The organism is Actinacidiphila cocklensis, assembly GCF_907177275.1.
In the GTDB taxonomy this organism is placed as follows: domain Bacteria; phylum Actinomycetota; class Actinomycetes; order Streptomycetales; family Streptomycetaceae; genus Actinacidiphila; species Actinacidiphila cocklensis.
Genome location: NZ_CAJSLV010000071.1, coordinates 45,714 through 66,904 on the forward strand (window position 1 = coordinate 45,714; position 21,191 = coordinate 66,904).

The 21,191-nt window shown below is 72.4% G+C and carries 15 protein-coding genes and 1 pseudogene; 3 read left to right on the forward strand and 13 right to left on the reverse strand.

Features of this window, described 5'->3' with window-relative positions; translation table 11 throughout:
* Window positions 1-22: 22 nt before the first annotated feature.
* The 9 genes from NFU81_RS26575 to NFU81_RS26615 all read right to left on the reverse strand — a co-directional run bounded on the left by NFU81_RS26575 (window position 23) and on the right by NFU81_RS26615 (window position 10,980).
* On the reverse strand, window positions 23-1,144 hold the full coding sequence (locus NFU81_RS26575) for a glycoside hydrolase family 53 protein (protein ID WP_251494744.1): 1,122 nt from the start codon (window positions 1,142-1,144) through the stop codon (window positions 23-25).
* 74 nt (window positions 1,145-1,218) lie between these two features.
* Window positions 1,219-1,983, reverse strand: a complete 765-nt coding sequence (locus NFU81_RS26580) for a carbohydrate ABC transporter permease (RefSeq protein WP_251494811.1) — start codon at window positions 1,981-1,983, stop codon at window positions 1,219-1,221.
* Between the two features lie 53 nt (window positions 1,984-2,036).
* Window positions 2,037-2,939, reverse strand: a complete 903-nt coding sequence (locus NFU81_RS26585; protein ID WP_251494746.1) for a carbohydrate ABC transporter permease — start codon at window positions 2,937-2,939, stop codon at window positions 2,037-2,039.
* Window positions 2,936-4,228 carry an ABC transporter substrate-binding protein gene (locus tag NFU81_RS26590; protein WP_251494749.1) on the reverse strand — a complete coding sequence of 431 codons (1,293 nt, stop codon included), beginning with the start codon at window positions 4,226-4,228 and terminating at the stop codon, window positions 2,936-2,938. The genes NFU81_RS26585 and NFU81_RS26590 overlap by 4 nt, the downstream gene beginning before the upstream one ends.
* Window positions 4,229-4,601: 373 nt before the next feature.
* Window positions 4,602-5,621, reverse strand: coding sequence for a LacI family DNA-binding transcriptional regulator (locus tag NFU81_RS26595; protein WP_251494751.1), 1,020 nt, complete (start codon window positions 5,619-5,621; stop codon window positions 4,602-4,604).
* Between the two features lie 158 nt (window positions 5,622-5,779).
* Window positions 5,780-6,604 (reverse strand): carbohydrate ABC transporter permease, encoded by an 825-nt coding sequence (locus NFU81_RS26600; RefSeq protein WP_251494753.1) that lies wholly within the window; start codon window positions 6,602-6,604, stop codon window positions 5,780-5,782.
* Window positions 6,601-7,587 carry a carbohydrate ABC transporter permease gene (locus tag NFU81_RS26605; protein WP_251494754.1) on the reverse strand — a complete coding sequence of 329 codons (987 nt, stop codon included), beginning with the start codon at window positions 7,585-7,587 and terminating at the stop codon, window positions 6,601-6,603. Before NFU81_RS26605 ends, NFU81_RS26600 begins: the two co-directional genes overlap by 4 nt.
* A 100-nt stretch (window positions 7,588-7,687) precedes the next feature.
* Window positions 7,688-8,932 carry a sugar ABC transporter substrate-binding protein gene (locus NFU81_RS26610; RefSeq protein ID WP_251494761.1) on the reverse strand — a complete coding sequence of 415 codons (1,245 nt, stop codon included), beginning with the start codon at window positions 8,930-8,932 and terminating at the stop codon, window positions 7,688-7,690.
* 80 nt (window positions 8,933-9,012) lie between these two features.
* A complete protein-coding gene (locus NFU81_RS26615; protein WP_251494763.1) occupies window positions 9,013-10,980 on the reverse strand; it encodes a glycoside hydrolase family 127 protein in 1,968 nt (655 codons plus the stop codon).
* Window positions 10,981-12,046: 1,066 nt separating this feature from the next.
* On the opposite strand from NFU81_RS26615, the pseudogene NFU81_RS26620 reads away from it, so the two are divergent.
* A pseudogene (locus tag NFU81_RS26620) lies at window positions 12,047-12,848 on the forward strand (methyltransferase domain-containing protein).
* 43 nt (window positions 12,849-12,891) lie between these two features.
* On the opposite strand, the gene NFU81_RS26625 reads toward NFU81_RS26620, so the two are convergent.
* Window positions 12,892-14,145, reverse strand: a complete 1,254-nt coding sequence (locus NFU81_RS26625) for an MFS transporter (protein WP_251494765.1) — start codon at window positions 14,143-14,145, stop codon at window positions 12,892-12,894.
* A 76-nt stretch (window positions 14,146-14,221) separates the two neighbouring features.
* On the opposite strand from NFU81_RS26625, the gene NFU81_RS26630 reads away from it, so the two are divergent.
* Window positions 14,222-14,773 (forward strand): TetR/AcrR family transcriptional regulator, encoded by a 552-nt coding sequence (locus NFU81_RS26630; protein ID WP_251494767.1) that lies wholly within the window; start codon window positions 14,222-14,224, stop codon window positions 14,771-14,773.
* A gap of 27 nt (window positions 14,774-14,800) precedes the next feature.
* Here NFU81_RS26630 and NFU81_RS26635 read toward each other — a convergent pair whose 3' ends face one another.
* A complete protein-coding gene (locus tag NFU81_RS26635; protein WP_251494769.1) occupies window positions 14,801-15,406 on the reverse strand; it encodes a sugar O-acetyltransferase in 606 nt (201 codons plus the stop codon).
* Window positions 15,407-15,662: 256 nt separating this feature from the next.
* On the opposite strand from NFU81_RS26635, the gene NFU81_RS26640 reads away from it, so the two are divergent.
* A complete protein-coding gene (locus NFU81_RS26640) occupies window positions 15,663-17,660 on the forward strand; it encodes a DUF2264 domain-containing protein (RefSeq protein ID WP_251494771.1) in 1,998 nt (665 codons plus the stop codon).
* A gap of 111 nt (window positions 17,661-17,771) precedes the next feature.
* Here the strand turns inward: NFU81_RS26640 and NFU81_RS26645 are convergent, their stop codons facing one another.
* Both NFU81_RS26645 and NFU81_RS26650 read right to left on the reverse strand, forming a co-directional pair.
* Entirely contained in the window at window positions 17,772-19,736 is a 1,965-nt protein-coding gene (locus NFU81_RS26645) for a heparinase (RefSeq protein WP_251494773.1), read from the reverse strand.
* 137 nt (window positions 19,737-19,873) lie between these two features.
* On the reverse strand, window positions 19,874-21,190 hold the full coding sequence (locus NFU81_RS26650; RefSeq protein ID WP_251494775.1) for an AfsR/SARP family transcriptional regulator: 1,317 nt from the start codon (window positions 21,188-21,190) through the stop codon (window positions 19,874-19,876).
* Between the last annotated feature and the right edge of the window lies 1 nt (window position 21,191).

Consider the following 21,191-nt stretch of genomic DNA (forward strand, 5'->3'; position numbering starts at 1 on the left):
GTGCGTCATCGAAGCGCTTCGCCTAGGGCGTCCACCGGACGCCGGGGTTGATGTGGCCCGTCCAGTCGAAGACGGCCATGTTGTCCCAGCCGTCGCCGCTGTGGCTGATGTCGGCCGGGTCCCAGCCGTTGCCGGGGACGGCGTACCAGGTGGGTTCCCAGTAGAAGACGCCGACCGCCCCCGCGCTGCGGGCCGTGCTCTGCACGGCGTCGAACTCGGCGGCCTGGCCCTGCCAGGTGAGCGGGTAGCCCGAGCACCCGGAGGTGACCGAGTTGCCGGTCCCGTCGGCGTCCGCCGCGGTGAACGGATAGGCCGTCTCGGCGATCACGACGTCCTTGCCGTAGCGGGCCTTCATGTCGGAGACGACGCCGCCCATGGTGGACGGCGAGCCGTGCCACATGCAGTAGTACGAAAGACCGGTGACGTCCCAGGCGACGCCCTTGGCCCTGATCCCGTCGTAGAACCAGCGGGCGTGGGCGTCGCTGTCCGCGTCCGCCGTGTGGATGACGACCTGGGTGCTGCTGCTGCACGCCTTGGTCGCGTTGTAGCCGGACTTCAGCAGCAGGCCGATGTTCGTGAAGTCGTTGTTCACCACCTTGCCGTCGTTCCACAGCATCCCGGTGTTGATCTCGTTGCCGATCTGCACGCTGTCCGGTGTCGTGCCCTGGGCCTTGAGGCTGTTGCAGACGTCGTAGGTGTAGTCGTAGACGTCCGTCTGCAACTGGCCGATGCCGTGGCTCGCCCATGCCGCCGGCTTGTTCTGCTGCCCCGGGTCCGCCCAGCTGTCGGAGTAGTGGAAGTCGACCAGCAGCTTCAGCCCCTTGGCCTTGGCCGTCCTCGCGTACTGCAGCACCTTCGCCTTGTTGTTGTAGCCACTGGCCGGGTCGTTCCAGACGCGCAGGCGCACGTAGTTGACGCCGGCGTCCTTGAGGATGTCCAGCGGGTCCCGGGCGGTGCCGCTCGCGTCGTAGTACTTCGCGCCGAGGTCCAGTGCCCGCTGCGCCGTCGAGACGTCCGCGCCGCGCATGCTGAGCGAGTTCGCCGCGGACGCGGTCGTGGTGCCGCCGAGCATGGCCGCGGGCAGGACGAGGCCCGCCGCCAGCAGGATCGACCACGCTCTCCGGCCGGGTCGGTACGTCATCATGTCCGATCTCCCTTCAGCGATCCGACGAGAGGCAGTGCACGGGAAGCTTGTGGACGTGGGCGGGGGCAGGCCGGTCATCTGACGGCGCCCACGGCTATGCCACGGGTCAGGGTCCGTTGGAAGACCAGGAAGAAGGCGAGGGCGGGGAGCGCGCCGAGCAGGCCGGCCGCGTTGGTCATCGTCGCGTCCATCAGTCGCTGCCCCTGGAGGACGCCGAGTGCGACCGACACCGTCTGGTTGTCGTTCGACGGCAGCATCACCAGCGGCAGCAGGAACTCGTTCCAGGTCCAGACGAAGAAGAAGACGAGCAGGACGCCCAGGGTGGGACGGCTGACCGGCACCACGATCCGCCACAGCACCTGCCAGCTGCCGGCGCCGTCGATCCGCGCGGCCTCGATGATCTCCCGGGGGAAGGCCCCCAGGACCGAGGAGAGCAGATAGGTGCCGAACGCCGCCTGGATGACGCTGAAGACGATGACCAGGCTGAGCCTGGTGTCGTACAGGCCCACCTGCTTGGCCAGGTAGTACAGCGGGTAGACCAGCGCCTCCTGGGGCAGCACGTTGGCCAGGACGAAGAAGGCGAGCACCCAGGTCCTGCCCCTGATCCTGCCGATCCCGATCGCATACGCGTTCAGCACCGAGAGCACCACGCCCGCCACCGCCACCGAGCCGGAGATCAGCACCGAGTTGAGGAGCACCCGGCCGAAGTCGACCCGGTTCCAGAAGTCCTTCAGCGCGTCCAGGTGGATGCCGTGGGGCAGGCTGAGCGGGCCGTGGGCCGAGTAGTCGGCCGGCGACTTCACCGCGTTGTCCAGCACGATCAGAAGGGGCAGCACCATCAGGACGGCGCCCAGGACGATCAGCGCGAGCGCGGGAAAACGCCTGGCCGCGGTCACTGCGCCTCCTCCGCCCGGGTCTGGAAGCGCAGGCCCACCACGGCGAGCGCGAGGATGATCAGCGTCATCACGGTGGCGATCGCGGATCCGTACCCGACCTGGGTCTTCTCGAAGAACGTCGCGAACGAGAAGTACGAGGGCACGTTCGTGGCATCCGCGGGTCCGCCCTTGGTCAGGACGTAGACCGCGCCGAACACCTTGAGCGCCGCGATGGTGCACCAGAGCATCACCACATGGATCTCCGGGCGGAGTTGGGGCAGCGTCACGTGCCAGAACCGCCGCCACCAGGACGCCCCGTCGAGCTCCGCGGCCTCCTGCAGGGCCGGGTCGATCCGCTGCAGGCCCGCCATGAAGATCACCACGGGGAAGCCCAGTTGGACCCAGACCATCACCGCCATCACGCTGTAGAGCGCGAACTTCGGGTCGCCGAGCCAGTCCTGCTGCAGGGAGCGCAGGCCGACCGACTTCAGCAGGTCGTTGAGCGAGCCGTTGTCGGGCGCCAGTATCCAGCTCCAGACGATCCCCGCGACCGTGATCGGCAGGACCTGCGGCAGGTAGAAGCACGCCCGCAGCACGGAGGCGAGCCTGGTCCCGAAGTGCCTGGCGACGAAGTCGAAGAGCGCCGCCGCCAGGACCAGGCCGACGGCGGTGGGGATCACCGCCATGGCCAGGACCATGGAGAGGCTGTGCCGGAAGGACGCCCAGAACTGCGAGTCCTTCATCAGTGCGCGGTAGTTGTCCAGGCCGGTCCAGGTCGGGGTGCCGACCCCCTGCCAGCTGGTGAAGCTGTAGTAGAGGTTCATCGCGAGCGGGACGACGATGACGGCGAGGAAGGCGAGCGCCCCGGGTATCAGGTAGAGCACGTAGGTGTTGCGGGGATGCGGCGTCCGCGCCCTCATGACGTCGGGACGCCCGCGTCGTAGGCCTTCTGCAACTGGTCGAGGACGGCGGCCGGTTCCGCGCTGCCGGTGATGAGCTTCTGGACCGCGGAGACCAGCACGTCGTAGAAGCCGGGGACGGGCCAGTCCGGGTAGAACGCGAGGCCGTCGGCGGCGGTGACGGTGGTGAAGTCGTCGATCAGCGTCTTGGACTGCGGGTCGGTGATGGCGGCCGGGTCGGCGGCCACCGGTATGCCGCCGTTGTTGCCCAGCGCGTTCTGGATGCCCTTCTTCATCGTGATGTCGATGAAGTCGTAGGCGAGCTGCTTGTTCCTGGCGTTCTTCGGGACGACCCAGAGGTTTCCGCCGGAGCCGGGGGTGAGCTTCGATCCGGGCCACAGGAAGGTGCCCCAGGCGAACTTGTTCTCGGTCTTGAATCGCCCGTACCACCAGCTACCGGAGAAGAAGATCGGGGACTTGCCGCTGATGAACGAGACGCCGGCGTCCTCGGCCTTGGCGCCGCTCGAGGTCTTGGCGATGTAGCCCTTGTCGACCCAGTCCGCGAAGGTGTCGGCGGCGTAGGTCCAGGCGGCGTCGTGGAAGTCGGCCTTGCCCTTGTAGAGCTCGAAGGCGTCGACCCAGGCCCGGTCCGCCTTGCTCAGGGCCAGCTGGTAGAGGTACTGCTGGGCCGGGTACTCGGCGCCCGCGTCGGCCAGCGGGGTGATCCCCTTGGCCTTGAAGGCGGCCAGCGCCGCGGTGAACTCCTCAGGTGTGGTCGGGACCTTGACGCCGTTGCTCGCGAAGAGGCCCTTGTTGTAGTAGACCATCGCGTACTCGCCGAAGTTGGGCACGCCGTACCAGTTGCCCGAGCCCATGACGCCCGCGGTGTCGTACCGGCTCGTCGTGGTCACGCTGGGGCTGAGCAGCTTGTCCCAGCCGTACTTCGTGACCTCGGGCGTCAGATCGGTGAGCAGTCCCTGCTTGGCCAGCAGGCCGGCCGTGGCGTTGCCCTTGTTGTACTCCATGACGTCGGGAGCGCCGTCGGAGTTGAGGACCATGGAGGCGGTCTTCTGGATCTGCTCGAAGCCCTTGGCCTCGAACTCGACCTTCACGCCGGGGTGCGTCTTCTTGAACTCGGCGATCGCCTGGTTCCAGGCGATCCCCATGGCGCTGTCGGGAGCCTCGTAGTGCCAGAGCCGGAGGGTCCTGCCGTCGCCTGCACCGCCCCCTGAGCTCCCGCAGGACGCGAGCAGCAGGGCACCTGCCAGTGCCGTCGCGGTCATGGCTATCGGTTTGCGCAGCCTCGCCATTGCAGGCCTCCATGGGCTCTGACGGATGGAGATACGCACATCGAAGCGCTTCGACGCATCGGCCACACACGCTAGGAGCGGGGTGAGTGCATGTCAATGGCGAGGAAGCGCTTTCCGCGGGCGGGCGCGTTACCGGTCGCGCTCCCCGCCGACGGCCCGGGCTGCCGGCTTCGAAGCGCTTCAACTCCGCAGACCTCCTGCGTACCGGCCCCGCCAGCCGTGAGACCGCGCAGATTCACGGGCCGTGGAGTGACGTCGGGTTCACCGCGACGTACCGCGCGAGCAATGCGGCGCCGAGCGCCTTCACGCTGAACGGAGCCGGCTGCACCACCTGAGTGCCGGCCGGTCCGGCCCGCCGCCGCGCGGGCCGGACTCAACTGGACTCGCGCATCACCAGCTTGCAGGGGACCGTCTGGACGCCGGTGGTGGGGGTGCCGTCGATGGCTTCGAGGAGCCGGAGGGCGGCGACCCGGCCGATCTCGCCGAGGTTCATGTCGATGGTGGTCAGCGGGGGGCGGGAGGCCAGGGCCATGGTGTCCCAGTTGTCGTAGCCGACCACGGCGACGTCGTCGGGGACGCGGTGGCCCTCCTCCCGCAGGGTGTCGGCGACACCGCGGGCGATCTGGTCGTTGCCGCAGAAGAAGCCGTCGGTGTCCGGCGCGGTGCGCAGCACCGCGCGGGCGGCGCGGCGGCCCCACGCCTCGCTCCAGTCGCCGAACTGCACCCGGCCGCCGCACAGTTCGAGGTCCGCCTGGGCGAGCAGGTCCTCGGTCAGACGTGCCCTGTGCTGGGCGGCGGCGTGGTGGGCCGGCCCGGTGATGTGCGCGATGCGGCGGCGGCCGGAGCTGATGAGGTGCTCCACCGCCAGCCGGGCGCCGCCCTCGTCGTCGGACGCCACGGACATGTCCGCCGGGTCGCTGGAGGGGGACAGGGCGTAGACGGTGGGGACCCCGCCGAGGCCGGCCAGCGGGGCGCGCGGGTCGGTGCGGCGGCCGGTGACGATGATGCCGTCCACCCGGCGGCCGAGCAGGGTCTGCACGTAGTGGCGCTCCCGGATCGCGTCGCCGCGGGTGTCGCAGAGCAGGACGGAGATCTTGCCCGCGCCCAGTGCGTCCTCCGCGCCGAGCAGCACCGGGGTGCTGAACCGCCCGATGCCGTCGGTGGTGATCAGCCCGACCGTCCAGCTGCGGCCCGCCAGCAGGCTGCGGGCCTGCTCGTTGGGCTGGAAGTCCAGCCGCTGGGCCGCGTCCAGGACCCGCTGGCGGGTCTCGGGCCGCATGCGTCCGTTGCCGCTCAGCGCCTTGGACGCGGTGCCCACGCTCACGCCTGCCAGGTCGGCCACGTCGGTCAGCGTCACACGGGCGGCGGGGTGACGGCGGTCGGTCTCTGTCATGGACAATCCCTTGTTCAATCGCACTGCAGCTTCCATCCTGCCAGGGCACGGCCCTGAAATTCCCGTGCTCCGGTCAGAAAAACCATTGCGCAGGTCGGCGGTCCGCAGGGCGCGCGCCTGGTCGCCGGCACTGCCGGCCCGATGGCGTTCGACGGCGTTCAGTCCTTGACGGCTCCGGCGGTCACTCCGGCGGCGACGTAGCGCTGGGCGAGGACCAGCAGGACGGCGGCGGGGATGGAGGCGACCACGGCGGTGGCCATGATGGCGTTCCACTCCTGGTTGTTGTTGCCGATGTACTTGTAGATGCCCAGCGTGATGGGCCGCATGTTGCCGCCGGCGTCCAGGGTGTTGGCGAAGACGAAGTCCGACCAGGCCCACAGGAAGCTGAACAGCGACACCGTCACGACCGCGTTGCGGGAGACCGGCAGGACGATGGAGGTGAAGGTGCGCCACACGTTCGCGCCGTCCACCTTGGCCGCGGACAGCAGCTCGTCGGGGATGCCGGACATGAAGGCCGCGAAGATCATCACCCCGAAGGGCACCGCGATGGTGGAGTCGGCGACGACCAGGCCCCACCAGGTGTTCATGATGCCGAGGTTGAGGAAGATGCCGTAGAAGCCCATCGCCATGACGATGCCGGGCACCATCTGGGCGATCAGCAGCAGCAGGCCGAGCAGCCCGGCGCCGCGCGGGCGCAGCTTGGCCAGGGCGTAGCCGGCGGGTGCGGCCAGCACCAGGGTCAGCGCGACGGTGCCCAGCCCGATCAGCAGGCTGACCCACAGGTACGGCAGCTGGTCGTCGAGCACGGCCCGGTAGCCGGTGAAGGTCGGGTGCAGCGGGAAGAGGTCGGGCGGGGACTTGCGCATGTCCTGCTGCGGGGTCAGGGACACGTTCAGCATCCAGTAGACCGGGAAGAGCATGACCGCGGTCAGCACGACCCCGATGACGGTGTTGCGGCGGGAGCGGAGGACGCGGGAGGTCATGCCGGCTGGCTCCTCTGGAGTCGGATGTAGAACAGCCCGAAGGCCAGGGCGATGAGGATCAGGATGTTGCCGACCGCGGCGCCGGGGCCGAAGTCGGGCAGCAGCGAACCGAAGCCGTAGCGGTAGGACCAGGTGGACAGCGTGGTCGAGGAGTCGCCCGGGCCGCCCCTGGTCATGATCCAGATCAGGTCGAAGACCTTGAGGGTGTAGATCAGCCCGAGCAGCACGGTGATCGCGGAGACCGGCCGCAGCAGCGGGAAGGTGATCCGCCGGAACTGCTGCCAGCCGGTCGCCCCGTCCAGCGACGCCGCCTCGTACAGCTCGGCGGGGATGTTCTGCAGCCCGCTGTAGAGGATCACCAGGTTGAACGGGATGCCGATCCAGATGTTCGCGATGATCACCGAGGTCAGCGCCCAGTGCGGCGAGGTCAGCCAGTCCACCTTGCCCACGCCCACCAGGTGCAGCCCGTAGTTGACCACGCCGGACTCGCTGTTGAACATCCACGACCAGGTCGAGGCGGACACGATCAGCGGCAGCAGCCACGGGATCAGGAACAGCGCCCGCAGTGTCGGCGCCAGCCGGAAGCCGCGGTGGAAGAACACCGCGAGCGACAGCCCCAGCACGTACTGGAAGAGGATCGACACCAGGGTGAAGACCATCGTGTTGCGCAGCGCGGTGTCGAAGGTCGGGTTGTCGATCACCTGCCGGAAGTTGTCCCAGCCGGAGAACGGCGCCCCGCCCTGCACGAACGACCGCACCGTGTAGTGCCGCACGGACAGGTCCACGTTGCGATAGAGCGGATAGGCGTAGAAGGCCCCCAGGTACACCACGACCGGCGCGAGGAAGGCCCACGCGGCCAGTTGCGACCCGCGCGGCACCCATCGGCCGCGGCGGGCGGTTGCCTGCGGGGGGTCGGCGTCCTGCGACGGCGCCCGTGAGGTGGCCGCGGACCGGTGCAGGTCGTCGGCATGGGCGGTGGACATGCGGGGCTCCTTGGTCGGGCGGGTGCGGGAACGGGCTGCTCGGGGTCGGGGCGTGCGCACGGCGCAGAGGTTCTGGCCGTGCGCACCGGGTGGGCGGCGGTCAGGACTTGTGCGCGTCGGCGGCCTTCTGGGCGTCCTCCATCGCGGACTGCGGGTTCTTGCCGCCGGACAGCGCCCCCTGGACGGCGGTCCACATCTGCTCGGAGATCACCGGGTACTTCGTCCCGAGACCACCGCTGGTCCTGCCGCGCGCGGCGGCCAGCGCGGAGACCCACGGCTTCAACGCGGGGTTCTGCTGCACCTGCTGGTCCTGGACCGCGGGCACCGGGGCGATGTACGACAAGGTGGTGTCGGTCGACAGCAAGTTGGTGTTGCTGGTCAGGCACTCCATGATCTTCTTGTCCACGGCGTAGCGTGCCGTGTCCTTCTGCACCGGCACGGTCACGAACTCGCCGCCCGTCGGCACGGGGGCCGAACCGCCGTTCTGGCCGGGGATGTTGATGATCCCGTAGTCGAAGCCGACCTTCGCGGCGTTCGCCAGCTGCCAGGTGCCGTTCTCACCGAAGGCGTACTGCCCGGTGGCGAACTCCTGCCAGCTGGTCGTCTGGGTGTTGCTCAGCACGTCGTTGGGTGCCAGGCCCTTGGACACCCAGTCCTTCCACAGCGACAGCGCCGCGACGCCCTGGGCGCTGTCGAGCTTGGTGAGGTCGCCGCCTGCACCCCAGAACCACGGCAGGAACTGGAAGCTCCCCTCCTCGGTGCCTATCGCGCCGAAGGTGATGCCCTTCTTCCCCGCCGACTTCGCCTTCTCCAGCGCCGCCGTCAGCGACGCCCAGTCCTTCACGGTGCCGGGGTCGATGCCCGCCTGGGACAGGATCGCCTTGTTGTAGTACAGCGCCAGGGTGTTGGCGCCGATCGGGATGCCGTAGGCCGCTCCGTCGGTCGTGCCCGCGCCCACGATGTTCTTCTGCAGCGCCGAGGTGTCCAGGCCGAGGTCGCTGGTCTTGGTCAGGATTCCGGCCTGCACCAGCGTGGACACGAACGGGTTGTCCACCATCATCAGGTCCGGCAGGCTCCCCTGCTGACCGGCCAGCAGCGCCTTGTTGTTCAGGTCCGTGGTGTCCATCGCCGTCCGCTTGAGGGTCACGCCGGCCTGGGTGCCGCAGGAGGCGACCAGCTTCGCCCACGCGTCGGAGGAGTCGAACTGCGGGTACGGGTCCCAGAACGTGTACGTCCCCGAACCCGAGGAGGAGCCGCCCCCCGACCCGGAGCCCGAGCACGCGCCGGTGCCCACCAGCGCGCAACATGCCACCACGGCCGAAACAGCGGAACGCGAGATTCTCATGGCTTTGTCCTTGGGCTGTACGGAGTGATCCGGCGGCGGCGGATGTGCCGCGCCGGGCGGTTCGCGAACGCAGCGGCAGGTCAGCCGGTCGGCAGCCAGACGCGCATGCTGCCGTCCTGCCGGTTGGCCCACGCGTAGTAGGGGATGGCGGTCAGCGGGACGGCGGGGTCCTCGTCGGGTGCCGTGCCGCCGCGGCCGGCCGCGCGGTAGGGCCACCAGTGCCCGGAGTCGGGCGCGGCCCGGCGCCGGCCGGCGGCGCGGACGGTGACGACGCCGCCGAGCAGGTCGGGGCGGTCCTGTTCGGTCAGCGGCCGGGAGGTGTCGATCACGATGTCGTCGAGCCCGCCGCCGGGGTGGTCGACCTGTTCCAGGCAGTAGACCAGCGGCCCGCGCTCGATGGCCACGCAGCCCCGTACCGCGTCCACCCGCGGGTCGGCGCTGGTCAGCCGCGGCGTCAGGTCCAGTTCGAGGGTGACCTCGTCGCCCGGCGCCCACACCCGCTCCAGGCGCAGCCACCCGTCGGCGGCGGTGTCCTCGACCGGTTCGCCGGCCACGCGGGCGGCGAACCCGGCGCTCCAGTGCGGGATGCGCAGCGACAGCGTCCACGGCCTGTCCCCGGGTGTCTCCTCCACGGTGAAGGTGACCGTTCCGGCCGCGGGATACGTCGTGTGAGCGCTCACTACGACCGGCCGGCCTGCCGCGTCGCCGGTGTAGCGGCCGCTGGCGTACTGGTGGACCTGCAGGCCTGCGCCGTCGGTGGACGTGACGTAGTGCTCCAGGCTGGCCAGCAGCCGCATGACGTTGGGCGGGCAGCAGGCGCAGCGGAACCACTCGGTGCGGCGGGCGGACTTGTCGCCGCCCAGGTCGGTGTGGCCGTCGCGGATCTGCAGCGGGTTGACGTACAGCCAGGTCTCGCCGTCCAGCGAGACACCGGACAGGACGCCGTTGAAGAGGGTGCGCTCGATCAGGTCGCCGTAGCGGGCCTCGCCGGTCAGCAGCGCCATCCGCCAGCTCCACTGGATCGACGCGATGGCCGCGCAGGTCTCGCAGTAGGCGCGCTCGGTGGGCAGTTCGAAGGGGTCGCCGAAGTCCTCCTTGTCGTGGTGTGCGCCGACCCCGCCGGTCAGGTGGGTCTTTGTCGCGGTCATGGCCCGCCACAGGCGCTCGCCCGCGGCGCGCAGTTCGGCCTCGCCGGTCTCGCAGGCCAGGTCGGCGGCGGCCGCCAGCAGGTAGAGCTGGCGCACCGCGTGGCCTTCGACGTTCTCGGCCGCGCGCAGCGGCACCCGGTCCTGGCAGTAGGCCTCGCCGCCGAGCACGCCGTGGCCGTGCCGGTCCACGAAGTACTGCGCCAGGTCCAGGTAGCGCCGCTCCCCCGTCTCCCGGTACAGCTCGACCAGCGCGGTCTCCACCTCCGGGTGGCCGTCGAAGGACTCGATGGCCTTGCCCGGGCCGAAGACGGTGTCGATGTGGTCGGCGAAGCGGGTGGCCACCCGCAGCAGTTCCTTGCCGCCGGTGGACCGGTGGTGGGCGACGGCGGCCTGGATCAGGTGCCCGGCGCAGTACAGCTCGTGGCCCCAGCGCAGGTCCTGGTAGCGGGCGCCGCCCTTGGTGACCTGGAACCAGGTGTTGAGGTAGCCGTCGGGCTGCTGGGCGGCGGCGACCAGGCCGATGATCCGGTCGACCTCGCCTGCCAGCGCGGCCCGCTCGCCGTCCGCTTCGGCCGCGTCCCGGCCGTCGGGGGCGCTCTGGCCGAGCTGCCAGGACGCGGCCTCCAGCCACTTGTAGACGTCGGAGTCCATGAAGGGGTAGTCGCCGCGGAAGTCGCCCTCCGCGGTTCCCGCGGCCAGCCGCAGGTCGTGCAGGTTTCCCGCGGACTCCAGCAGGCGCGGCCCCTGCGGAATGCCCGCGCGCGCGTTCACCGCGCGGCGGACCTGCCAGAAGCCGCCCTCGATGGCCGCGGCCGCGGCGGGCCGCAGGGTGGCGTGCGCACCGGGGCCGAGCAGGACAGGACCGGCCGTGCCGGCCGTCGTCGGGCTGGTGCGGGACATAGGGCTCCCCAGGAGGTCTCGGGACGGAACCCGCCGAGGCCGTGACGACGCGTCAGCGCATGCCGGGAAGACGGCAGTCGGGCTGGGCGGTCGACGTCTCGTCGAGTAAGTGCGCAAAGCTTTTCTTTCGGAAAAGTAGGGTGGGCATGAGGGCACGTCAAGACCGCTGACCAAACTTCCCCAAGTCAACGGGACCTCCTGTGGACGTACGCCCTGACGGTCGGTGATGCCAGGTGCTGGGTGAGCAAAGGATCGCCTGCCTCGCGGCCGGTGCGGCCGGCCCCTGTGGCCGCAGCCTGCCGCACCGCCGGTCATGAGGCGAGGGTGACGGCGACCGTGGTGGCACCGGGGTTTGCGGTCACGGTGTGGGTCGCCGTAGGGGGTGCAGCGGTTGGCCGGGTTGGCCACGTCGACCGCGCAGGGGAGGCAACCGAAGCCGTGGGCCGGCTCGTTCTGCCCCAGCACGGTGTCGATGTGGTTCAGCAGCGAGGTGGAGGAGGCGCCGGCGTACTGCGTCTCGCGGGACCGCCCGCTTCGGTAACCCCGGTGACCCGGTGGCGCGTCGGACGCGAGGTGACATCGGTGCCTCCCTGTGGCGGCGCGGGTGGCGGGTGCGGACCCGCGAGGATTGTGAGCGTTAACAATCGAGCCGGCGAACCACCGTGCCGCCCGAGGAGGCCGCCGGCGCCCCCGCGTCCGCACAGCACCGGCCATCGGACTGCGGCGGACCGGCGGATCGCCGGGGTATTCCCGTGGGATCGCAGGCACCGCTCGTACGACGTCCGTGATCTGCGTTTTCCGATCCCGCGAACGGCCTTGGGGCGCCTGGGCGGTGCGGGTTCCTGGCGGCGGCGGAACACCCGAGGAGGCCGGACGGTCGACCTCACCGGCGTCGTCGAAAACCTTTTCCCGAGCAGAAAGTAGAACCGCTCACAACAGTCGTCAATGCCTTGCGCAAAACTGTCCGCGCCGTTTCCCGGACGGCACGCCGGCAGCGGCCGCTCGGGCGGACGGCACGCGGCTTCCCGCAGGCCGGACGTCCGGGCCCCCCTGCCGCAATCGCCCCATGGCTGAGCACGGCGCGGACCGCGGTCACCTGCTGGGCAACCGGCAGTCGGAGGCGGGCATCCGCCTCGCCGCTCGGCGAGCTGTTCGACCCGGTGACCTTCCGGCATGTCGGCCGGCTCGGGGTCTCCGCCGGGATGCGGTGCTGGGAGGTCGGCGCGGGCGGCCCGTCGGTGCCTTCCGGGCCGGCCGAGAGGGTCGGCCCGGCCGGGAGCGGGCTCGCCACCGACATCGACGTCTCCTGGATCGGGGACGTCCCCGGCGGTGTGACCGAGGCGCGGCGCCATGACGTGGCGGCCGATCCGCCGCCGCCCGGTGGGTTCGACCTGGTGCACACCCGCCTGGTCCTGGTCCATGTCACCGACCGGGCCGAGGCCCTGCGCCGGATGGTCCAGGCGCTGCGGCCGGGCGGCCGGCCGCTCCTGGAGGACGCGGACCCGGGGTTGCAGCCGCTGCAGTGCCCGGACGAGTCGGGTCCAGAGCAGCGGCTCGCCAACCGGTTGCGCTCCGGTTTCCGCGCCTTGACGGCGCAGCGCGGCGCCGACCTCGCGTACGGGCGGACGCTGCCGAGGCTGCTGCGCGCGGCCGGCCTCGACGACGTCCGGGCCGACGCCTACTTCCCGATCACCGGCCCGGCCTGCGCGAGGCTGGAGGCGGCGACCGTGCGGCAGATCCGCGGGCTGCTGGTGTCCGAGGGGCTCGCCACCGACGGGGAGATCGACCGCCATCCGGCGAACGTGGCCACCGGCCGCCTCGACCTGGCCACCGCCCCGATGGTCTCGGCGTGGGGGCGGCGACCCTGAGCCTCGCCGGCCGGGCCGCCGCCGGAGCGGCGGCCCGGGGTGGTCACCTGGCCCGCGCGGTGCGCACGCGCTGGGCGATCAGCGCCAGGGCGCCGAAGGCGATGACGGCGGAGCTGTAGACGACCGCCGTCTTGTGCAGGCCCACGTCCGTGGTCGCGAAGCCGGCGAGCACGGCCGGGATACTGAAGGCCAGGTAGGAGATCACGAAGGCGACGGCGAACAGCTCGCCGCGCTCGGCGGGTTCGGCGATACGGGCCAGGGTGCCGAAGCTGGCCAGGCCCGCCGCTCCGAAGCCGACGCCCGCGAGAGCGGTGCCGAGTGCGGCCGCGGTGACCGACTCCGCCTCGACCCCGGTCAGGCCCACCGCCGTACCGGCCACCAGCAGGGCCGCGCCCAGCGCCAGGGTGCGTTCGGTCGGCCAGCCGCGCAGCGCGAAGGCCGTGATCGACGCGGGGACGCACAGCAGCGTGACGACCAGGCCCCCGATGACGTGGCTGGACAGGCCGAACAGGCCGGCGGCCACCGACGGGCCGAGCGCCAGGTAGAGCCCACCCAGTGCCCAGCTCGCCACCAGGATCGGCACCATCGCGATCAGGTCGGCGCGCAGCCGGGGCGCGACGCCGAGCCGGGGCTGCAGGGACCGTGCGGCGCCCGGCCGCAGCGCGGAGGTCTCCGGCAGTGCGGCGATGAGCAGGCCGGCCAGCACCAGTCCCGCGAGCAGCAGGACGTACACCAGCCGGGTCGGGTGCGGCCCGTACTGCACCAGGAATCCGCAGCCCAGCGCGCCCAGGCCGAGGCCGAAGGTCGGGGCCGCGCCGGTGATGACGCCTGCGCGGTGCGGTGCGTGCGGCGGGTTGAGGTCGACCAGCGTCGCCCCGAGCGTCGTCATGGCCGCACCTGTGGCGATCCCCTGGACGAAGCGGGCCACCAGCAGCAGCGAGACGTCGCCCGCCGCGATGAACAGCGCCATCGCCACGGCTTCGAGTGCGATCGCGGAGATGAGGACGGGGCGGCGGCCTATGTGGTCGGACAGCGCCCCGAGCACCAGGAGCGCGCCGATCATGCCGACCACGTAGACGGCGAAGACGGTCGTCAGCGTGGTCGCGGAGAAGCCCCACTGGTGCTGGTAGACGACGTAGAGCGGGGACGGGGCGCTGGAGGCGGCCATGAAGAGGACGAAGATCGCCGCGATGGCGGCGAAGGCGGCCGGGCGGCTCAGCCCGCGCCGCCCCGAGACCTTCCGCGATGCGGCCGTGGACGCGGAATCCCTGTCGTGGTGCGTCGGCGCGACGGTCATACGAGTCTCCGATTGCAGTGATCATTGCGTTAGTGACTGGCTATGCTAACGCAACGATGAGTGCGATAATTTCCCCATGACCGAAACAATCCAGGCCCGCCCCGGCGGCCGTTCCGCGCGGGTCCGCGCGGCGGTGCACCGCGCCGTGGAGGAGCTGGCCGCCGCCGGGCCGGCCGAGACCCTCACCATCCCGGCGGTCGCCGCACGCGCCGGGGTGCACCCGACCACGGTGTACCGGCGCTGGGGATCGGTGGCGCAGCTGCTGGCCGACGTCGCGACCAGCAGGTTCAGCGGCGACGTGGTGGTGCCCGACTCCGGCTCGCTGGCCGGCGACCTCGAACGGTGGATGGGCGACGTCGCCACCGACCTCGCCGACCCCGACGTGCTGGCCCTGATGCGGGCGACCATCGGCTCGGGTCCCGAGGGCGGCTGCGCGTGCACGGCCGACCGCCACGAGCAGCTCGGGGCGATCATCGAGCGGGAGAAGGCGCGCGGCGGCCGGGTGCCGGAGCTGGAGCGCGCCGTCGACATGCTGCTCGGGCCGCTGTACTACCGGGCGATCTTCAGTGGCCGGCCGGCGTCGAGCGACTGGGCGCGCGGCCTGGTGGCAGCGCTGCTGGCGGGCTGACCGGGCCGGGCGCTCCGCGGGAGGGGCTCAGCCGGCCTCGGCGGTACGGGTCGTGAGGTCGTCGTCCGTGATCGGGCGGACCACCCGGCAGGGCACGCCGACCGCGACCACCATCGGGGGGATGTCCCGGCTGACGACGCTGCCGGCGCCGATGACCGACCCGTACCCGATGCGCACCCCCGGCAGGACGACGACGTTGCTGCCGATCCACACCTTGTCCTCGATCACGATGGGCTCGGAGAACCGCCCGAAGTCGGTGCGGCGCGAGGGGTGCACCGGGTGGCCGGTCGTGGTGAGCGTGACGCTCGGCGCGATCATGACCCCGTCGCCTATCCGGATGTCCACGTCGTCGACGAAGGTGAGGTTGACGTTGCCGAAGAAGTCGTCGCCGATGTGGACGTTGCTGCCGAAGCCGGCGTGGAAGGGCGGCAGCAGAACCGTGCGCTCGCCGACCGAGCCGAGGGCCGCGACCAGCAGTTCCCTGCGCCGCTCGGCCTGGGCGGGCGGGGTGTGGTTGTACTCGAAGACGAGGTCGGGGCGGCGCTGGGGGGCCTGGAAGGACGCCTCCGTCTCGGTGTAGACGAGCCCCTGACGGATTTTGTGCAGAACTTCCTCGTCGTGCGCCTGCGCCACTTTCACAAACCCCGTTCGCCGTCCCGGCAGCCGATCCATGGTGTCAGCGCAGTATAGGGAGCGTTCTCCGCAGGGCTCCCGGCGGCTTCCAGCGGTTGTCCAGTCGCTCGCCGGTGTGGTCCACCCGTTTCGTTCGTGTGCGAGCGTGTGCGGTTCGCTTCGCCTCGGTTGACCCGCTCGCCCGCTGCCGCTTGAGTGATCGCCCGGCGGACCGGCGTCCCGGCGCCGTGCCCGGCCACCCGTACGGAGACCCGCGATGCCCCCTGCCCTGCCACCCGAGGACCGGGGGCGCTCCCCGTACACCGGCTGGACGCGCGACCACTGGACCGCGCTCGCCGACCGCATGCTGTCCGCCGTCGCGCCCTACCGCTCCCCCGGCGGCGCGCTGATCGGCCTGCCGGGTCCCGCGAGCAGCAGCGGCATCCGCTCGGACGGCCTGGAGGGCTTCGCCCGCACCTTCCTGCTCGCCGGCTTCCGGGTCGCGGGCGAGCAGGGCGCCGACCCCTCAGGACTGCTGGAGACCTACGCCCGGGGCCTGGCCGCCGGCACCGACCCGCACTCCCCCGAAGCCTGGCCGCGCCCCGACCGGCTCGGCCAGGCGAAGGTCGAGGCGGCGTCCGTCGCGCTGGTTCTGCAGCTCACCCGGCCCTGGCTGTGGGACCGGCTCGACGACGCGGTCAGGGAGCGGGTGCTGGACTGGCTCGGCAGCGTCGTCGGACAGGACTACCCGCCGATCAACTGGGTGTGGTTCCGGATCGTCGTGGAGTCCTTCCTGCGCGAGGCCGGCGGCACCTTCTCGGTCGCGGACATCGAGCAGGACCTCGCGGTGCACGCCTCGCTGCGGCGGCCCGGCGGCTGGCTCAGCGACGGTCAGGAGCGTGCGTACGACCACTACACCGGGTGGGCGCTGCACCTGTACCCGCTGCTGTGGACCCGCCTGTTCGACGTGACCGGCACGCTGTGCCCGCCGCTGCTGCGGAAGCGCTGGGAGGAGGATCTGGCGGCGTACCTGGACGACGCGGTGCGGCTGGTCGGCGCCGACGGGTCGCCGCTGCTCCAGGGCCGCAGCCTGACCTACCGGTTCGCCACGGCGGCGCCGCTGTGGGTGGGCGCGGTCAGCGGCGCGGGCGGGCAGGCCCCCGGGCTGCTGCGGCGCGCGGCCAGCGGAATGCTCAGGCACTTCACCGACCGCGGCGCCCTGGAGCCCGACGGCCTGCTGACGCTGGGCTGGCACCGCGAGTGGCCAGGGCTGCGCCAGTCGTACTCGGGTCCCGGGTCGCCCTACTGGGCGGCCAAGGGCATGCTCGGCCTGATGCTGCCCGCGGACCACCCGGTGTGGACCGCCGCCGAGGAGCCGCTGCCGGTGGAAGTGGGCGACGTGGCAAGGGTGGTGGCCGCTCCCGGCTGGCTGGTGTCCGCCCGGGCGTCGGACGGCATCGCGCTCGTCGTCAACCACGGGACCGACCACGCCGACCCCGGGGACGCCTGCGCCGACTCCCCGCTGTACGCGCGGCTGGGCTATTCCACCGCCACGGTTCCGCCGCTGACCGGGCCCACGACCGCCGACCCGATCGACAACAGCGTCGCCGTGCTGGACCACGCGGGGCGCGCGACGCACCGCAGCGGCTTCTCCACGGTGTACGTCAGGGAGTTGCCCGGCGGGGCCGTCGCGGGGTGCTCGCGCGGCCCGGTCCACTGGGTCGACACCGCCGGAGACGACACGCCCGACCACGGCTCGGGCCGGCGCGGTCCCGTGGTCGCCGGGCCGCTGGTCACCGTGGTGTCGGTGCTCCGGGACGGCGTGGAGGTGCGGCTGGTACGGCTGGACCCGCCGCCCGGCCGGTCGGGGGCGCCGAGCCTGTCGTGGCGCGCGGTGCGGCTCGGCGGCTGGCCGGTGGCCGCGGCGACCGTCCCGGAGTCCCGCTCCTCCACCGGCCGCGCGACCTGCGCCGAGGCCGCCACTCCCGAACTGCGCTCCCGGGTACGCGATCTGAGCGGCTTCACCCGGTCCGGGGTCTCGGCGGAGAACGGTACGAGCCCGCTCGCCCGGTGGACCGCGGTCCCGTGGCTGTCCACCGCGGGACCCGCGCCGCTCGGCCGGGTCCTGGCCGCGGTGGTCACCCTGGACCGCGGGTCCGCTGCGGCACCCGACCCCGCGCTGTTGGTGCGCGCCACCGAGGACGGCGGCCACCGGGTCACCGTCGCCTGGCCGGACGGCCGCCGCTCGGTCGTGGCAGTCCCCGCCCCCGGCTGAGCGGCGCCGTGGGATTCGGCTGGATCTGCACGGGTTCCGGGGCTCGCGGACCGGGTGGAGCGGGCGCCGGGCGCCGGGCGCCGGGCCAACGCCGCACGATCGCCGGCGCGTTCAGGCCTCGGTCGCGCGCTCGATGCGCAGGCGCAGGGGGACTCGCGGGGCCGCTGCGGTGTGGAGGGTCAGGCGCGTGAGGCGGTGGCCCCAGGAGTGGTGCAGCAGGGGGTCGTCGAGGGTGCGGACCTCGGTGGTCGCCGTCAGGTGGCGCGGGTCCCAGGTGAGGCGGAGGGTGCGGCCGGCACCCGCGTCGATGCGGGCACTGCCGTCGGTCAGGAGGACGTGGCCGGCGACGACGTGGTGCAGGCGGACCGCGCCCGGGGCTTCGTGCGGCTCGTCCTCGACCAGGACGTACGCCGGCTCGGCGCCCACCTGGCGGACCAGCCGGACGGTGCGCCGCCAGCGGGCCAGCAGCCCTTCGGGGTAGGCGGGCGCCAGGTCCGCGGTCCAGGCGGTGGCGTGTTCGCCGATGTCGGCCCTTGCGCCGTGGGCGCCGTGGTGCTCGCCTGGCTGCTGTTCCGCTCCCGGGTCGGGCACGTTGTGCCAGCCGCTGCGCAGCGGCCACGCTTGGTAGCGGTCGGGGCCGAAGCTGGCGGCGGTGTAGGTGGGCTGGCCGATGTCCACGACGACGGGGGTGCCGTCGAGGGCGACCCAGTAGGAGCCGACGTCCAGGTGGTTGTGGCGTTCGGCGTTGTGGCCGCCCTTGACGGCGAGCGCGAGGCCTTCGGTACGGCCGGCCCGCTCCCTGGCGACCAGCAGTTCCACCCGGGGCAGCCATACGTCGCGGGCGAGCCAGGTGGTGCGGGCGGCGGGCGGCGCGGCGAGGGCGGCCTGCCAGTCCGGGGCGCTGAGCCCGTCCAGGGCGCGGCCGAGACCGTCGTCCTGGTGGGCCGCCACACCGCGCGCCCGTGCGCGGGCGGTCGCATGGGCGGTGACGGCCGGGTCGCCGAGCCGCAGTCCCCAGTGGAAGAGGACGTGCCAGGGCTGTTCGGCCGCCGGGCGGGCGGGCGCGTCACCGACGTTGACGTACCACGGGCCGCCCCAGTGCATCCGGTGCGGATAGCGCAGGAGTTCGGCCAGCACCGGCAGGCCGCGCGCGTCGAGGGACGGCCCGCCGACCGCGGCGAGCAGGTCGAGGGACTCCAGCAGCCGGCAGGCTCCCTGCCACCAGTAGGCGACGCCCTCGTCCACGCCGCCGTCGTCGGGCAGGACCGCGACGAAGTGGTCGAGGCCGCGGACGACCAGGGTGACCAGTTCCGCACGCTCGGCGTCGTCGTCGGTGAGCAGCAGCGCGGCGGCGAGCACCGCGCTGTGGATCCAGGGGTTCCAGTTGTGCGCGTCCCCGTCGAGCCCGATCCAGTGCCAGTCCCTGACCCGCAGGAAGGGCGTGGACACCCGCTGCCGCACCTCGTACCTGAGGCGGCGCCGCAGTCCCGGGACCCGCTCGTCGAGCCGGTCCCCGAGGACGTGGTCGGACCACGCGAACAGCGCGGCGACCTCGGCGGCGCCCAGGTCGAGGAAAGGGTCCGCCGGGTCGGGCACGACCTCGCCGCGTCCCGCGGTGTGCCGGTCGTGCGGCGCCCAGCACCAGGTGCTCGCCTCCGCGAAGGCCATCAGGCCGTCGGCGGCGGCGTCCAGGTAGGGCGCGGCGCCGGGCGGCGCACCCGCGGGCGCCGACTCGTCGGCGAGCACGGCGGCGAGCACGAACAGCGCCGTCCTGGCGCGGAGCGCCCGCGCCCGGTCCTCGTACGCGGTCCGCACACCGTCGCGGAAGGTCCGCGCCCAGTCCGAGGCCCGCAACACGGGCGCGTCTCTGGTGAGTTCGGCGTCGGCGTCCTTGAGCAGCGCGCTTGCGGTCCCGGCGTCGACGCCGTCCCACACGGCCCTTACCCCCACCGGCGGCACGGGCACCCGCGATGCGGCGTCCCGCAGCGCCGCGGCCGGTACGGGTTGTCCGTCCGCGATACCGAGCGCGTCGGACAGCGGCCGCGCGAGGGCGGGCGGTGAGGGGATGGTGTGCACACGGGCTCCTGGGATCGACCCCGGTCACGCTAGCGGCGCACCCGGCACGCCCGGCACCGGGTCGCATCGAGTCGAACGCGTTCGCACACGGTCGTACACCGCCGGTCCCCTCCGGGCCGAGGGCGGCCGAGTGCGTGTCAGCCGCAGATGCTGTCCACCGTGGGCGGCGCGGACGTCGCCCGCAGGCTCTGGCGGTAGAGCAGGCTCAGCTGCCGGCGGCCGGGCGCTGCGCTCGGGCAGAGGTCGGACGCCGCGCGGTAGCAGCGCAGGGCGCTGTTGTGGCCACCGGCCGCCGCGGCCCTGCGGCCCGCGTCGACGAGGGCCTGGCAGGCCTCGTCGACCATCGCGTCGGTCGCCGACAGCGCGACCAGCTGGCGGTAGTGGTGGATCAGCAGGTCGCCGTGCTGCGGGGGCAGTGCGGTGATCCAGCCGATCGCCCGGCGGTGCCTGAGCAGGCGGTCCTGGCGGGTGAGTTGGGCGTAGCCGATGTCGCGGACCAGGCGGTGGCGTACGACGTACTCGGTGTCGTCCTGCAGGATGCTGCGGCGCACGCGGCGCAGGAAGTCCTTGCGTTCCAGCAGCCGCAGGGCCGCGTCGACCTCGCGGTGCGCCCGGGCGCCGACCGCCGCCACGCCCGCGGTCCACACCGTGCCGCCCAGGACGGCGGCGTCCCGCAGGACCGACTTCTCGGCGACCGGGAGGGTGTCGAGCCGGGCGGCGACGATGGTGCGTACGGCGGCGGGCAGTTCGGGGTCGTCGGCGCCGGCGCCGAGGCTGGCCCTGACCAGCAGCACGCTGACCTGTTTGCGTTCGGCGAGCGCGGGCGCCGGGCCCGCAGCCGGGGGGACGGGAGCGAGCCCGCGCGCGAGGGGCGGGGCAGCGGCGAGCGGTGCGGTGCGCTCGGTACGGCCCGGCGCCGGCGGGCGTACGGCCTCGGCGCGCACCTGGAGCGGCGGGAGCGCCAGCATCGGGTGCTGCTTGAGTATCGCCCGCTCCAGGTCCTGGAGTTCGGGCCCCGGGTCGAGGCCGAAGTCGCCGACCATGCTGTCGCGCAACCGCTGGTAGGCGGCCAGCGCCTCGGGCTGCCTGCCGCAGCGGTACAGCGCGAGCATCAGCAGGCCGCAGGTCCGCTCCCTGACCGGCTCCTGCTCGCTCATCGCGGCCAGCTCGCCGACCACCTCACGGTGCCGGCCTAGGGTCAGCTCCGCCTCGACGCAGTCCTCGAACGCGGTCATCCGGCTCTCCTTGACCGCCGCCAGCTCGTGCCAGCCCACCCCGGTCTCCGCCACGTCGGCCAGCACCGGGCCGCGCCACAGCCCCAGCGCCTCCCGCAGCAGCAGGGCGCCCGACTCCCAGTTGCGCGCCCGCAGTTCGTCGCGGCCGCTGCGGACGAGTGCCTCGAAGCGGGTCCGGTCGATCGCGTCGGGGTGCGACTCGCCGGGGTGATGCGTCAAC